The 12983-nt window shown below is 69.5% G+C and carries 17 protein-coding genes and 1 tRNA gene; 7 read left to right on the top strand and 11 right to left on the bottom strand.

What is annotated here, in order from left to right; all coding sequences use genetic code 11:
* Window positions 1-44: 44 nt before the first annotated feature.
* From ACVN90_RS20220 to ACVN90_RS20235, 4 genes are all read right to left on the bottom strand, one after another.
* Window positions 45-1337: an amidohydrolase gene (locus ACVN90_RS20220; protein ID WP_475099992.1), complete on the bottom strand. Its 1293-nt coding sequence runs from the start codon at window positions 1335-1337 to the stop codon at window positions 45-47.
* A 119-nt stretch (window positions 1338-1456) separates the two neighbouring features.
* Window positions 1457-2128 (bottom strand): GntR family transcriptional regulator, encoded by a 672-nt coding sequence (locus ACVN90_RS20225; protein ID WP_475099993.1) that lies wholly within the window; start codon window positions 2126-2128, stop codon window positions 1457-1459.
* 107 nt (window positions 2129-2235) lie between these two features.
* Window positions 2236-2394 carry a hypothetical protein gene (locus ACVN90_RS20230; RefSeq protein ID WP_475099994.1) on the bottom strand — a complete coding sequence of 53 codons (159 nt, stop codon included), beginning with the start codon at window positions 2392-2394 and terminating at the stop codon, window positions 2236-2238.
* Window positions 2391-2636 carry a glutaredoxin family protein gene (locus ACVN90_RS20235; RefSeq protein WP_475099995.1) on the bottom strand — a complete coding sequence of 82 codons (246 nt, stop codon included), beginning with the start codon at window positions 2634-2636 and terminating at the stop codon, window positions 2391-2393. Before ACVN90_RS20235 ends, ACVN90_RS20230 begins: the two co-directional genes overlap by 4 nt.
* A 389-nt stretch (window positions 2637-3025) precedes the next feature.
* On the opposite strand from ACVN90_RS20235, the gene ACVN90_RS20240 reads away from it, so the two are divergent.
* Genes ACVN90_RS20240 through ACVN90_RS20250 form a run of 3 tightly spaced genes read left to right on the top strand, consistent with a single transcriptional unit; the run spans window position 3026 to window position 4826 of the window.
* Window positions 3026-3256: a hypothetical protein gene (locus tag ACVN90_RS20240; RefSeq protein ID WP_475099996.1), complete on the top strand. Its 231-nt coding sequence runs from the start codon at window positions 3026-3028 to the stop codon at window positions 3254-3256.
* Window positions 3253-4263, top strand: a complete 1011-nt coding sequence (locus ACVN90_RS20245; RefSeq protein WP_475099997.1) for a zeta toxin family protein — start codon at window positions 3253-3255, stop codon at window positions 4261-4263. The genes ACVN90_RS20240 and ACVN90_RS20245 overlap by 4 nt, the downstream gene beginning before the upstream one ends.
* Window positions 4260-4826: a recombinase family protein gene (locus ACVN90_RS20250; RefSeq protein ID WP_475099998.1), complete on the top strand. Its 567-nt coding sequence runs from the start codon at window positions 4260-4262 to the stop codon at window positions 4824-4826. The genes ACVN90_RS20245 and ACVN90_RS20250 overlap by 4 nt, the downstream gene beginning before the upstream one ends.
* A gap of 8 nt (window positions 4827-4834) precedes the next feature.
* Here ACVN90_RS20250 and ACVN90_RS20255 read toward each other — a convergent pair whose 3' ends face one another.
* The 6 genes from ACVN90_RS20255 to ACVN90_RS20280 form a co-directional block, all read right to left on the bottom strand.
* Window positions 4835-5032, bottom strand: coding sequence for a hypothetical protein (locus tag ACVN90_RS20255; RefSeq protein ID WP_475099999.1), 198 nt, complete (start codon window positions 5030-5032; stop codon window positions 4835-4837).
* A 215-nt stretch (window positions 5033-5247) separates the two neighbouring features.
* Window positions 5248-5466 (bottom strand): hypothetical protein, encoded by a 219-nt coding sequence (locus tag ACVN90_RS20260; protein WP_475100000.1) that lies wholly within the window; start codon window positions 5464-5466, stop codon window positions 5248-5250.
* A 38-nt stretch (window positions 5467-5504) separates the two neighbouring features.
* Window positions 5505-5813 carry a hypothetical protein gene (locus tag ACVN90_RS20265; protein ID WP_475100001.1) on the bottom strand — a complete coding sequence of 103 codons (309 nt, stop codon included), beginning with the start codon at window positions 5811-5813 and terminating at the stop codon, window positions 5505-5507.
* Window positions 5810-6886: a hypothetical protein gene (locus ACVN90_RS20270; RefSeq protein ID WP_475100002.1), complete on the bottom strand. Its 1077-nt coding sequence runs from the start codon at window positions 6884-6886 to the stop codon at window positions 5810-5812. The genes ACVN90_RS20265 and ACVN90_RS20270 overlap by 4 nt, the downstream gene beginning before the upstream one ends.
* Complete coding sequence (locus ACVN90_RS20275; RefSeq protein WP_475100003.1) at window positions 6883-7383, bottom strand: hypothetical protein; 501 nt, start codon at window positions 7381-7383, stop codon at window positions 6883-6885. The genes ACVN90_RS20270 and ACVN90_RS20275 overlap by 4 nt, the downstream gene beginning before the upstream one ends.
* A gap of 2 nt (window positions 7384-7385) precedes the next feature.
* A complete protein-coding gene (locus ACVN90_RS20280) occupies window positions 7386-8045 on the bottom strand; it encodes an AAA family ATPase (protein ID WP_475100004.1) in 660 nt (219 codons plus the stop codon).
* 122 nt (window positions 8046-8167) lie between these two features.
* Between ACVN90_RS20280 and ACVN90_RS20285 the strand changes: the two genes are divergently transcribed.
* The 3 genes from ACVN90_RS20285 to ACVN90_RS20295 all read left to right on the top strand — a co-directional run bounded on the left by ACVN90_RS20285 (window position 8168) and on the right by ACVN90_RS20295 (window position 11337).
* Entirely contained in the window at window positions 8168-8794 is a 627-nt protein-coding gene (locus tag ACVN90_RS20285; protein WP_475100005.1) for a hypothetical protein, read from the top strand.
* Between the two features lie 562 nt (window positions 8795-9356).
* Window positions 9357-9430 (top strand) — tRNA-Gly (locus ACVN90_RS20290).
* Window positions 9430-11337, top strand: a complete 1908-nt coding sequence (locus tag ACVN90_RS20295) for an acyltransferase (protein WP_475100006.1) — start codon at window positions 9430-9432, stop codon at window positions 11335-11337. Before ACVN90_RS20290 ends, ACVN90_RS20295 begins: the two co-directional genes overlap by 1 nt.
* Before the next feature lie 21 nt (window positions 11338-11358).
* On the opposite strand, the gene ACVN90_RS20300 is transcribed toward ACVN90_RS20295, so the two are convergent.
* Complete coding sequence (locus tag ACVN90_RS20300; protein ID WP_475100007.1) at window positions 11359-12111, bottom strand: class I SAM-dependent methyltransferase; 753 nt, start codon at window positions 12109-12111, stop codon at window positions 11359-11361.
* Between the two features lie 194 nt (window positions 12112-12305).
* On the opposite strand from ACVN90_RS20300, the gene ACVN90_RS20305 reads away from it, so the two are divergent.
* Entirely contained in the window at window positions 12306-12827 is a 522-nt protein-coding gene (locus ACVN90_RS20305; protein WP_475102162.1) for a nucleotidyltransferase domain-containing protein, read from the top strand.
* Window positions 12828-12983: the final 156 nt, after the last annotated feature.

A 12983-nucleotide genomic window follows, 5' to 3' on the forward strand; every position in this document is an offset into this window, starting at 1 on the left:
CACTCCGGGTTGTTGAAGGTCGGGTGCTGCAGGAACGGGGTGGATCAGGGCCGGGTGGCCATCGCGTCGAGCGTGATCGGCGCGAGTACGTGGGCGGATGCGAGCTGTGCGGCGACGATGCGTCCGCCGTGCAGCACGAGCCGGGATGCGGGGTGGGCGGCAACAGCGGCGGCCGGAGACGGACTGTCGATGACGAGGAGATCGGCGACGGCCCCTTCGTGCACGCCGTAGTCGTGCACGCCGAGAGCCCGCGCGGCAGACGCCGTGACCAGATCGAGTGCGACGCCGAGCTCCTCGTCGGTGCGGAAGTTGGACTGGTAGGCGACCTGGCGGGCGACGGCGAGCATGTCGCCGTCGCCGTAGGGCCACCACGCATCGCGGATGTTGTCGGAGCCCGAGAACACCGTCGCGCCCTCGGCGCGCATCGCCAGAACAGGGGGCATCGGCCCGGCCGGGCCGTTCGTCATGACGGCGATACCGGTGGCTGCGAACTCGGCGCCGACGCGTCGGGCCTGGTCGACACCGATCGATCCGAGCCCGTACGCGTGGCTCACGGCCACCCGCCCGGCCAGGCCATGACGTCGCGTCCGCTCGGCGATCATGGCGTACTGGCGCCGCGCCGACTCACCGAGGTCGTGCAGGTGGATGTCGACGCCGACGTCGTAGCGCGCGGCGAGATCGAACACTCTGTCGAGGTGGCCTTCTGCGTCCTGATCGAAGCCCACCGGGTCGAGACCGCCGATCGCATCCGCGCCAGCGCGCAGCGCTTCCTCGAGGAGCGCGCCCACCCCGGGGGACGCGATGATCCCGCTCTGCGGAAACGCGACGACCTGAACGCGGAGGGTGTCGCGCAGGCGATCCTGCAGATCGAGGATCGCCTCCAGCGACGTGAGCCCGACGGCCGGATCGATGTCGACGTGCGTGCGCACCGTGCCGGTGCCGAAGCCGATCATGGCGGCCGCGAGGGCATCGGCCCGCTCCGCCACCGGCACGTCGAGCTCGTCGCGGATCGCCCGCTCGGCGATGACGCGCTCCCCCACCGTCGTCCCCAGGCGATGCGGCTGCCATCCCGATCCGACGAACGTCTTGTCGAGGTGGGCGTGGCCGTTGACCAGCGCCGGAAGTACGAGCCGCCCCCCGAGGTCGAGGGTGGTCTCGCGTGACACCGCGCCGGTGCGCACCGCATCCTCGAAGCCGGCCGACGCGACAGCGAGGGAGCCGCGCACCGCCGACTCCTTCGCCGGCGCGACGGAGCGGATGCGGCCGTCAGCGATCGTCAGATCGACGCGGGAGCCGTCCGGCAGCGTGCCGTCGAGGAGGTGAAGCGTTTCGTACACCGGTGACCCTTCAGGAGGAGGAACTTGGTATACAAGATTCCATTCCTGTGTTTCACCGGATCAGGCGCTACGTAAATTGAATGTTTCGCGTCAGCTGGTAGGCCAAATGCGATTCTGGGCTACTCCAAGCGCTCCCGCATGAGGCGGAGGGAGTCTGCTCGGCTGTGTTCGACGTGTGCATACGCGAGCGCACCCGCCCATTCCACGTTGCCATCCGCGATGGCGTGGCACAGTTCCTTGTGCTCAGCGCAGAGCACTCGCTGGTCGCGCTCTGCCTCGAGACGAAACAGCCTTCGAACCCGGCCGTTAATCGGCCCCATCAGCCCGATGAGCAACGAGTTCGACGAGAGATTCAGGATCTCCTCGTGGAGGGCCGAGTTCGCCGCTGCGATCGCGGCGTCGTCGGCCCCATCCAACGCCGCCTCGGCGGCTGCCAGCCGAGCGAAGAGCTCCTCCGGCGAGCGCCCCGTCCCGCATGCGTGTGCGGCCAGCTTTGCGGCGAGCACCTCGAGACTCGACCGCACGGCGAAGAGCTCCTCGACGTCGTTGATGGTCATCTCCGTGACGACGGCCCCTCGGCGCGGAAGGGTCTTGATGAAGCCCTCCGCCTCGAGCCTCGGCATCGCTTCACGGATCGGGATCCGAGAGACGTTTAGCTCCGTGGCGAGCTCACGCTCTCGGATCCGCTCGCCCGGCCCCAGCGCACCCTCGATGATGCGTTCGCGTAGGAGCTCGTAGATCTTCGCCGACAGCGGCTGATCGGCGAGCCCGAGGGGGATATCCGACGTCATGAGGCACCTTCCGGCCATGGACGGAGAATGCCTACAGTATGCCAACCGGACCCGCACGCTTTGTTTCGGGCAGACGACGGTAGGGGGCGCAAGCGGATCAGACCCGCTCAGCGGGCTTCGAGCGCGGGGCGATTGCACGCTTGGAAATACCAGTAGTCGGCGTCTGCTTCGGCGCGGAGCCACGCTTCCTCGAGGTAGGCGAGCTGGGCGCGCAGCGCGTGGGCTTCGTGTGCGGCGGCGAGCCAGAGGTCGACGAGCTGGGTCATGATTGGGCGATTCGGTCGATCTGGTCGGGTCGGAAGCCGCTCCAGTGGTCGTGCTCGTCGACGACGACAACGGGGGCTTCGGCGTAGCCGAGCTCGTGGACGACGTACTCGCGTGCGGCGGGCTGCTCCCGGATGTCGACCTCGGTGAAGGGCACGCCTTTGCGGGTCAGGACGTCTTTGGTGAGCTTGCAGCGCTGGCAGCTGGGTCCGGTGGTGTACACGGTCACAGCGTTGATGGTCATGTCCTTCTCCTTTTCCCTTAGCTGTTTGCCGGGAAGGCACGAAGTGCCTGTCAGGGAGTGCGACGCGGAGTGCAACCCGAAGGGCGGAGGGGGAGAGAGTTTCGGCGCGAAGTAAGGGAGCTGGCGACCGCGTGCCGAAAGTCTCGGAGGAGCCGGCAGCGTCAGCTGCTTGCGCGCAGCGGCGCCGACCGTAGACTGCCGCAGGCTTCACGGCAAACAACGCCCGCGGACGCGGGCGGACAATACAGCCGGCCGCCCGCGGCTGACCGATCGCCGCGCGCCCCGTCGACGACGCTTCCCCTCAGCGCAGCACGCTCGGAGCGACGGATCGTCAAAAGAGCCACCACAACCTTTTTGGCACTCGGTACGATGGCCCTCAAGGAGGGTCGATGCCCGGAACGGCCTCGCCGTGGCGAGTCAATGATGTCGTCGCGTACGACCGCATGCGCGAGACCGCAGTCACCGTCTTCGCCTTGCTGCACGCGGAATCACAGCGAGATGAGTTGGCGACACTTCGTCGGGAGGTGCTGAGCGTCGACGCGTACGACCGGGCCGCGGTCGGCGCCCTGACAGCGCGACTGGAGGCCCGTCTTGGTGACCTGTCGGCGGCGGACGCATGATCCCGGCAGGCCTGGAGCAGGGCCAGCGCGACGAGATCCTTCGCCGCGACATCCTGCCGCTGTACTTCCCGGACGACGTCGAGTCCGATCGGCCGACGTTCGTGCTGGTGGCCGGCCAGCCAGGCGCCGGCCGCTCCCGCGCCGCAGCATCCCTCGCAGGTAGGGATCAGCTGGACGTCGCGGTGCTGAGCGCTGACGACCTGCGCGCGTTCCACCCCGCCTTCCTCGATCCGAGATCTGCCACCGACCCGGAAGCGGTGAGCGAGGTCGCGCAGTCCGTGGCGGGATGGGTGTCCGGCTGCATCCGGTACGCGCGAGAGCACCGCCGGTCTCTCGCGGTGGAGGGAACATTCGGCAACGTAACGGCGGCCGCGGGCACGGCGCAGCGATTCGCCGCGGAGGGCTTCCGCACCCGGGTCGTGGTGGTTGGCTCGCGGCGCGCGGACAGCCTGCTGTCGGTGCTGTCGGCATACCTCCGGGATGCCCAGGCCGGCCGCCGTGCGACGCCGACCTCCCGCGCGACCCACGACGAAGGCTTCGCGGCGACCCGGACTCTGGTCGCGTCCGTTGAGGACTCCGGGTGGGCGGACCGACTGACTGTGGTTGGCCGTGACGGGCGCCTGATCTTCGACGCCACCGGCTCGGAGGGTGCGGGCTTCGCGGGTGCTGGGGCCGCATTGGTGGCGGCGCAGTCGGAGCGGCTGGGCCGGTTCGATGCGACGCAGTGGTTGAGCGAGCTGCATCATGCTGCCGAGTTCGCGTCAGGCCGACGGGGGTTGCCGGACGAGGTCGCGGAACTGCTGGTGGACCTGCATGAGACGTCGTTGCGGGAGGTGATCCCGGGGCTGCGGGTGCCGGCGAATGGGAAGTTCGCGACCGCGATGGAGCAGAAGACCGTCGCCCGACTGGTGGCACTGCGCCAAGCAATGCTCACCGCCCGCCCTGTCGACATCGCCGCACCGGTGGTCGTACCGGGCGGCCCGGGGGTGGAGGGTCCGTCCCGGTGACGCGGCTGGTCGGGTACACCCGGGAGCTCACGCCGGGCGCCGGAACCGAGGCCGATGCCGCGCGCCTGACCGCGGCCGGTGCGGTGCGGGTGTTCACCGACGACGCGACCACCGACCCGCGGAAGCGGCCGGGGCTGGCCGAGTGCCTGGCGTTCCTCGAACCCGGGGATGTGCTGGTGGTGTCCAGTTCGGCACAGTTGTCTCACGCGGTGACGCACTTCCTGAGCACGTTCACCGGCCTGAGCGAGCGTGGTGTGCAGTTTCGGTCGCTGTCGGAGCCGGCGTTGTGCACCGATGCGCCGTCGGGTGCGGGTCCGGCCGAGGTCGTCGCGGCGTTGGAGGGGTTGCGACGCCGCCTGGTGAGTGTGCGGACCCGGGCAGGGATGGCGGCGGCGGCGTCCGGGAAGCGGCCGGGCCGGCCGACGGTGATGACACCGGAGAAGGTGGCGATGGCGCTCGAGCTGCGCAAGCTCGACCGCCCGGTCACGTACATCGCGCGGGTGCTCGGGGTGAGCCCGAACTCGGTGCAGCGCGCGCTCGACCACATTCCCCACACCCCGTAGCCCCCGGGTTACGGGGCGGGCTGGTCGGATTGCCGGCGTGAGTCGACGGTGAGCCAGCCGCGGATGATCGCCTCGTGGCCGAGGTCTTCCCAGTCGGCTTCGGTGAGTGCCCACTGGTGCATCAGGCGTGTCGCGGTGCGGGTGTGCCTGCCGGCGTCGAGGACTTCGGCGAGAGCCTCCGCTTCCGGGAAGTGCAGGCTGCACACGAGCTGCTCGTCGTGGCGGGTGAAGAGGTCGTCGACGTCGGCGAGCCGGTCGACGGGGTATTCCAGGTCATCCCACGCGGCGATCGCGTTGACGCTCCCAGGGGCCTGGGATGCGGTGGGGGACCTCGTTGTCGTCCAGGAAAGACCCGTCCGCTACCCGGTGTCTTCCGGTGACCCCGCTACCGCACGTGGCAACAGGGCGCTGCGGTGGCGGGTCAGGGTGGCGGCATCCCTATGAGCGGAGTGTTCGCGAGCGGAAGAGCGGCCCCGAGCCCCACCGCTGCGAGCAGCGCGGTGGCTGCGAGAGTGCCCAAGGCTCGCCGCAGCCTTCCGCGCAGCAGCTGAGCCACCAACACCGGGACCAGCATCACGGTCGCGACGGAAGCGATCGCGGTGACCGCGACGAGCGGTTCCAAATGAGCGGGGACGTTCATGGTGTTTCTCCTTCCCTGCGTGGTCGCGGCCGAGCTGGTCACGGACCTTCGGTTGAAGTGTCGTCGGCGGTGAGGGCGGCGAGGTGACGGATGAACGCCTGCCGGTCCGCGGTCGGGGTCGTGATGAGTGTCCGAATGGTGGCGCGCAGCAGTTCGAGTTCCGCGGCGGAGAGGCCGGCGAGCGGTTGGATGCACCAGATGACGTCTTCGTCGACGGTGTAGCCGGGTTCGTCGAGGTGCTTTCCCGGGTAGTACTCGAACGCGCTGACGGCGATGCGCCAGCGGGCGGCTTCTGCGGCGGCGCGGTCGAGCATGATCGCCTCCCGGTTCGGTGTGGTGTCGGTCATCGGTTCATTCCCATCGTGTTGTTCGGGTTCAGCATCGGGTGAGGAGCGGCGGGATCGGGGTCGAGGTGATGTCGCCGGCGCGGGGGTTCGCGGTGGCGCAGGCGGTCGTTGACTTGTTTGCCGATCGCGTCCAACCGGGCGTCCTCCGCGGCGTCCCGATGCTCGCGGAGCGCCGCCCGTTGCTGAGCCGCGAGCTGCCGGCGTGCTTCCGCGAGCAGCTGCCGGCTGGCGAAGCTGCCGTTGGTGGCCAGAGTATGTTCGATCCGGGCGCGCTTGCTCTCGCGCTCGAACGCCGCGACCAACTCCGGCGGTGTCCCCAGCAGCAGCTCCACGACCGGGCGCGGCTTGCGTCGCATTGCGGCGATTTCCTCCGGTGATCGCTGCCGGGCGAAGAACGCGTCGGCCGCGGCCGTGTTCGCGCGGCGCTCAGCGGCAGGGGTCGTCCGGATCCGGCGGGGTGGCAGGCCGGCGTCGAGGCGGCGCTTCTCACGTTCCTTCCACGCCCGGTTGCCCGCGAGCACCTTCTCTCGGTTCGCGGCGTAGTAGGCGCGCTTCTTCGCCTTCAGCTCCTCGGCGTGCGCGGCGTAGTACGCGCGGGACGCGGCACGTTTCGGTTCGGGGTTCTCCCGGTGCTGGGCGCGGAGCTTCGCGTTGTACTCGTCCTTGTGGCTCTCCCACCAGCGGCGTTGCGCCTTGGCGCGCATCGCCCGGTACCCCTCCGGGTCCTCCGCACGCTTGCGAGCCTGCCACTGCCGTGAGTACTCACGGTGCTCGGCCTTGTGCGCCTCGTAGTACTTCTTCGACGAGGCCCGCTTCGATTCCTTCCGGCGCCGCTCGGCAGCCTTCCGGGCGCCGTAGACGGCCGCGTGCTCACGCTTCTTCGCGCGCACCTCCTCGCGGTGTTCCGCGTTGTACGCGGCGCGGTACGCCCGGATGTGCTCTTGATTGCGCTCCCGCCACGCCCGCTTCGTCGCGCTGATCTGTTCCGCGTTGCGCTCCCGATACGCGCGCCGCGCCGCCCTCTCGTGCTCCCCGGCAACGCGCTCCTCGCCGCGCTCCGACCGGGAGTTCATGCCGAACCCTCCGATCCGGCAAGGGACCGAGGCCCGAGACTGCCGGAGTCACGAACGTCCGAAGTTCCGACCTCCTCTGGCGCCCGGGCGCCGCTCACGCGCGCCGCCGCGGGCTCGAGCATCGCCGCGCCCGGCACGGTCGCTCCGGAAGGTCCGGAGTCCGGACCTGCGGAAGTCGCGGAGTTCGGAACTGCGGAGGTCACGGAGTTCCGCAGTTCGTCTTCGGTCGAGCCTCGCAACCGGTCGGCGTGGGCGAGGAGGAGATCGACCGCAATGCGGATCAGCGTGTTCTCCGTGATCCGCTCCGCCTTGAACCGGCGACGGCGCATCACCGCATCCGCGAGCGCTGTCAGTGCGATGAGCTGGTCGTCGCGGATGCGCGCGTCCTTCCGCGCCAGCCGGGCGAACATTGGGGCGGAGGGCTCTGTCGGTGGGATCTCGGCGTCGACGCGGGCACGGGCGTCGCTGAGCTTGCCGGCGAGATCGACCCTGCCCATCCTCACCACGCTCCCGCCAGCGCCGGCGACAGCAGCTGCTCCAGTTCCCGGGAGATGGCTGCGATGTCCGCGATCGTGCCCTCGGTGCGGCGGTTGCGGCGCAGGCTCGTCACCAGCTCCCCCATCACCGGGGCCTCAGCGTGGACCTTGTACTGCCGCAGATACGAATCCAGCCGAGGCACCCCCAACTCGGAGTCCAGCAACCGCTGCCAGGTGTTCAGTTGGTGCGGCACCCGCGGGTCGACCCGGTTCAGCAGCACCCCATGGCGCAGGTGGCGTGGTTCGATCAGCCGGCTGAGCGTGCGGAGCGTGGGGTCGACCGCGAGCGGCTCGGGGGTGACCGGCACCAGGGCATAGTCGGCGGCTTCAAGGACCGTCTCCAGCACGGCCGTGTCTTCCAGGCTGCCCGGAGTGTCCACCAGCACGAACTCATAGTCCGCGCCGAGTTCCCGGAGCCGGCTCAGCATGTTCGGGTGCTGACTGCCGGCGAAGTCGAACGGCAGACGGTCGCGGGCGTTCTCCGCCCACCACACCGTCGACTGCTGACGATCCACATCCACCACCAGCACCCGATGCCGCCGCGACAACTCCGCACCCACCTGCATCGCGACGGTAGTCTTCCCGACCCCGCCCTTCTGATTGGCGACCGCGACGATCCTCATGACTAATCTCCAACCTTCGAAACTGCCGAAGTGAATCGGCTATTGACAGCAGTACACCGCTTAGTCGTATAGTTTGCAAGAGGCAACTGCTGAACTCGTCTCGAATACGGCAAGCTGAGGGGGTGAAGGTCGAAGTGAAGGCGCTTGACGGCACCAAGATGACGTCGAAGGACGCGACGGAACTGATCGGTGCGACGCTTCGTATTGCGCCGGGCTTCATCGCGATCGCAATCGATCAGACGACCGGCATCGAGACCACCGTCGAGGCGCACTACAGCGCCAATCGCGGTCGCTATGTGCTCACGAAGATCACCAACCAGGCGGTCGGCAGCGACTTCCTCGAGGACCGACTCAAGCACGTCGCCACGCAGGCGATACTCCAGGCAGCCATCCCCCAGTGCATCGCACTGCTTCTTGACGACAGTGCGGGCGCGACACCCACGACCGTCGCTGACCTCACATCAGCCGAGGGGCGAATCATCCCGGTCTGGATGGCGCAGGCAGTCGTCAAACGAGGCATGAAGGATGAACGCTGGGAGGTCATCGAGATCCTGTACGGGACCGCGGCGCTCGCCGGCCTCCCCCCCTTGAAGCTGATAGCGCAGGAGCTCGACGTTGCCGAGCGCACTGCGGCGTACTGGGTTCAGGAGGCTCGCGCCGCCGGCTGGCTCGCCGGCCTCACGTCGAACCTCGGGCGGCCCATGTCCGAGCGACCCGACTCGCCGACATCACTGGAAGACCCATCATGAGCATCGCGAGCCTCGACTCGGATGCAGCGCAGGCCGTTGTCGCGCTTGATCACGCCTCCGCGGCTGCCGCGGTCGGGATGAGCCCGTCTCGCCTCCGACAGCATGTACGCCTCGGGGACGTGGTCCCACACTTCTCGGGGACGAAGCCTTTGTACCTCGTGTCGGATCTCAAAGAGTTCATCGAGCACCTGCCCACGCACCCCGAGCACCTCCTGAGCGTGTAGTTCGCAGCGCCCCCTCCACACACGAACCAGCGCGGCGTAAGGACGCGGGCGCTAGCTCTGGGGCATCAGCAGGAACGAAGCCGCCGAGCTTCATCTAGCTGAGCGAACTACGCCACGACATAGTTGCGATCGTCATGATCCAACGCCCCCCGGACGCAGCGAGCGCACTCGCGGGCCGCGCGGAGTCCGCTGAGTTGGGGCACCTGCGGGCGTGTCAACGGAGCTGGCAGGTAAGCTGATCGAGTGTCGCCGAGAAATTGGGCGCCACGCTCATGTGTACACCAATGTGTATACCCCGCCTTGACAGGGTTCCTCGATCCCAGTAATTTCAAGGCATCGGGGCTGTAGTTCAATGGCAGAACTTCTGCTTCCCAAGCAGACAGCGCGGGTTCGATTCCCGTCAGCCCCTCCATGTCTCCCGCAATCGCCGCGCACGAGTACTCCCCCTGGGATTTCTGGAGCGAGGCGAGTCCGTTCGAACGCGAGGCGCAGCTGGCCCTACAGCAGACCGTCGTCGACAGCCGTCCCGATCACAAGCTCGGCGAGCAGTGCTTCCTCTCCGAGCTCGCCTCGATCGACAACGACTCGCTGCGCCTCGGCGACCGCACGTACGTCGCGGCGGGCGCCTACCTCACCGGCGACCTCCTTGCCGGCGCGGACTGCAGCATCAACCCCTACACGGTGATCCGCGGCCGCGTCACGATGGGCGACGGCGTGCGGATCGGCGCACACACGTCGATCCTCGGCTTCAACCATTCGATGGAGTCGGGCACGCCCGTCTTCCGCCAGCCGCTCACCTCCCAGGGCATCGAGATCGGCGACGATGTCTGGATCGGCTCGCACGTCGTGATCCTCGACGGCGTCAAGGTCGGCTCGCACTCCGTGCTCGCTGCGAGCGCGGTCGTCACCAAGGACGTGCCGGCCGGAGCCGTCGTCGGCGGCAACCCCGCGCGCTTCATCCGCTGGCGCGTAGAGCCCGACGACACCGGCATCCACCCCGATGCGGCGGCGGATGCTGCGGCCCGCGGCACGGAGGATCGGCCCGAGATCGCCGAACCACGCGAGCCCGTCGAGACGCCGCCCGAGGTGCTCGCCGCGCTGGCCGCGGCCGCGTCGGAGGGCACGCCTGAGTCGACGACGGACCCCGCGCCGTTCGCTCCGGGGCCTGCTCCCGCACCCGCGTCCTTCTCGACGCCCGAGCTCGCGCCGGCCCTCGTCGGCACCGCGGCCACCGACGAGTTCGCCGGCCTGGCCGAGCGCGTCGCCGAGCTCGCCGCACGCGCGCGGGACGAGGCATCCGTCGTCCTGCAACGCGCGTGGAACGACGAGCCGGGGCTCTTCGCAGACCGCCCCGGCGCCGCGCCCACCGTTCGCGCGCAAGCCGATGCGATCGAGATCGCCGACCTGCTGCTCGGCGCAGCGCCGGCGCAGGCGCCGGTCGACGTCCAGATCCGCCGGCTGCACGGCTGGCAGGATGCCGCGACCGGCGCGGTCGCTCCCTTCGATGCGGACGGGCGCCAGCGGGAGGGGCTCGGGTTCTCGCACGAAGACGTCGCGTATCACGTGCTGAGCACGGGCTACGCGCTCGATCTGCTGGGGTCGGCATTCCCTGCTCCTCTCACGTGGGTGACGGCGGCGACGCCCGAACGCGTCGTCGAGTTCTGCGAGAGTCTGCCGTGGGCCACCGACGCGTGGGGCGCCGGACATCACGTCGACGGCTTCGGCACGGCGATCCTGTGGACGAAGCGGGCAGGGCACTCCATTCCGGCAGGTGTGGAGGAGGCGCTGTTCGGCTGGCTGCTGCTCCACGCCGACCCGCACACCGGCATGTGGGGTTCGGCGACACCCGACCGCGGGCTGCTCCCCGTCGTGAACGGTTTCTACCGCGCATCGCGCGGCACGTTCGCGCAGTTCGGCGTGCCGCTCCCCCACCCGGATCGCGTGATCGACACGGTGCTGCGCCACGCCCGCGACCCGCGCTGGTTCGCGTCGGGCGCGCGGAACGCGTGCAACGTGCTCGACGTCGCGCACCCGCTGTGGCTCGCGCGCGGGAACGGCTACCGCGACGACGAGGTGCGGGAGCTCGCCGCTCGACTCCTGGCGGACGCCCTGTCGACCTGGGTGCCCGGCGCCGGCTTCTCGTTCCGCGAGCCGAGCCCGGCCACCCGCGGCCTCGCCGAGACCGAGCCGGGACTGCAGGGCACCGAGATGTGGCTCGCGATCCTCTGGTACCTCGCCGACCTCGCCGGCGTCTCCGATGCGCTCGGCTATCGTCCCCGCGGCGTGCACCGGCCGGAGCCCGCGGCGACGCTGCGGTAGGCGGCATCCGTCACCGCTCGATCAGGGCGTCACCCGGGTCGGGGCGAGCACCAGCAGCCACGATGAGTAGTGCTCGGTGACCGAGCCTCCGAGTTCGGTCACCGCCGCGACCGCCTGCTCCACCTCCGCCGCCGACCAGTCGCTGAAGGTGCGGAAGAGACGTCGGATCGCCGCGGCGTCGAGTTCGATGGTCCATCGATAGACCGACGCGTCCTCGAGGGCGAAGAGCCCCGACGCCGTCAGCGCCGCGGTCATCGCGGCGACATCCTCCGCAGGCGGTCCCGGTCGCTCAGGTGCGCGACGCGCGGCGACGATCTCGGCGACACGTGAGCGGAACGGCGTCGGGGGTGCGTCGCCATCGCCGAACACATTGCGCCAGACGGCGAAACGTCCATCCGGCGCGAGAGTCGCATGTATCTTCGGGAGCACGATGGTGAGGTCGAGCCAGTGGACCGACGTCGCGGCCACAGCGAGGTCGAACCGGCCCGCAGGGAGATCCGCGTCCTCGGCCCGTGAGACGATCACCGTTGCTGCGGGATACGCGGCCTCGAGCAGGGTCGCCAGCCGCATGCCCGGCTCGATCGCCGTGACGCTCATCCCGGCCGCCAGGAGAACTCTCGTCGCCTGCCCGCTTCCTGCACCCACGTCGAGCACAGACCGCCCCGGCTGAAGCAGCCCGAGCATCCGCAGCCGATCCCACAGGGCCTGCGGATACGGCGGGCGCGCCGAGTCGTACTCGTCCGCGCCCTCCTCGAAATGCGTTCCGCCCGCCATACGGGCGAGGGTAGACCAGTCGCATGAGCCGGCTGCGAAGCGACGGCTCGCACGGCGCACGTGTGGATTCCGGATGCCGCGGGGCGCAGCATCCGTGACGATCGACGTGATCCGCGAGTAGGGTCGAGCGATGCGCGCGATCCCCGACAGCCTCGACGCCGCGGTCGTCACCGAGATCGACCGGCGCTTGGGATCTGCCGAAGGCGCTGACCCTCATCGCGCGCGGCAACGCGACGCCGATCGAGTGGCTGCGATCGCCCATCGTGTACGGCGGCGACACCGCGTTCCGCGACGAGCTGCTGGCGTACGCGTCCGCCGTCGTGGAGCGCGCGGCGATCTCCCGCCACTACCTCCATGTGGCACGGCGGCAGCAGTCCGGTCCTCAGACGCTGAAGCGGTTCTTCTACGTGCTGCGTCCGGCCACCGCGCTGCGGTGGCTCGCCGACCACCCCGGCGACGCGCTGCCGCCGATGGACCTGCCGACGCTGCTGTCCGAGGTCACGGTCTCGCCGGAGATCCGGGATGCTGCCGTCGACCTGATCGCCCTCAAATCCGTGACGCGAGAACTCGGCTCCGGCGAGGCGCCCGCGGTGCTCCGGCGATTCGCCGCGCGGGAACTGGAACGCGCGGAAGCGTCCGAATCGGTGGCGCCGGTTCAGGATCCCGGCGACGTGAAGGCCCGGGCGGACGAGGTGTTCCGCCGGCTCGTCGGCTGACAAGGCGACACGTACTGGCTCCATCCACCACCCGACCCCGCCACGGGTGAGATCGGCGAGCCCGTCGAGCTGAGATCGAGATCACCCCGGCGATTCGAGGCGGCGTGACGATCCGGTGGGCGTCGCGCGCGGGCGTGACGAGCAGGCAGGCCACAC

The sequence above is a fragment of the Microbacterium sp. F01 genome (genome assembly GCF_056156365.1).

What these genes read in the sequence shown, in the direction of transcription:
- ACVN90_RS20270 (WP_475100002.1), bottom strand. Translation starts at nt 6,886, where the DNA reads ATGAACTCCCGGTCGGAGCGCGGCGAGGAGCGCGTTGCCGGGGAGCAC.
- ACVN90_RS20280 (WP_475100004.1), bottom strand. Translation starts at nt 8,045, where the DNA reads ATGAGGATCGTCGCGGTCGCCAATCAGAAGGGCGGGGTCGGGAAGACT.
- ACVN90_RS20235 (WP_475099995.1), bottom strand. Translation starts at nt 2,636, where the DNA reads ATGACCATCAACGCTGTGACCGTGTACACCACCGGACCCAGCTGCCAG.
- ACVN90_RS20295 (WP_475100006.1), top strand. Translation starts at nt 9,430, where the DNA reads ATGTCTCCCGCAATCGCCGCGCACGAGTACTCCCCCTGGGATTTCTGG.
- ACVN90_RS20230 (WP_475099994.1), bottom strand. Translation starts at nt 2,394, where the DNA reads ATGACCCAGCTCGTCGACCTCTGGCTCGCCGCCGCACACGAAGCCCAC.
- ACVN90_RS20225 (WP_475099993.1), bottom strand. Translation starts at nt 2,128, where the DNA reads ATGACGTCGGATATCCCCCTCGGGCTCGCCGATCAGCCGCTGTCGGCG.
- ACVN90_RS20260 (WP_475100000.1), bottom strand. Translation starts at nt 5,466, where the DNA reads ATGAACGTCCCCGCTCATTTGGAACCGCTCGTCGCGGTCACCGCGATC.
- ACVN90_RS20300 (WP_475100007.1), bottom strand. Translation starts at nt 12,111, where the DNA reads ATGGCGGGCGGAACGCATTTCGAGGAGGGCGCGGACGAGTACGACTCG.
- ACVN90_RS20245 (WP_475099997.1), top strand. Translation starts at nt 3,253, where the DNA reads ATGATCCCGGCAGGCCTGGAGCAGGGCCAGCGCGACGAGATCCTTCGC.
- ACVN90_RS20265 (WP_475100001.1), bottom strand. Translation starts at nt 5,813, where the DNA reads ATGACCGACACCACACCGAACCGGGAGGCGATCATGCTCGACCGCGCC.
- ACVN90_RS20240 (WP_475099996.1), top strand. Translation starts at nt 3,026, where the DNA reads ATGCCCGGAACGGCCTCGCCGTGGCGAGTCAATGATGTCGTCGCGTAC.
- ACVN90_RS20275 (WP_475100003.1), bottom strand. Translation starts at nt 7,383, where the DNA reads ATGGGCAGGGTCGATCTCGCCGGCAAGCTCAGCGACGCCCGTGCCCGC.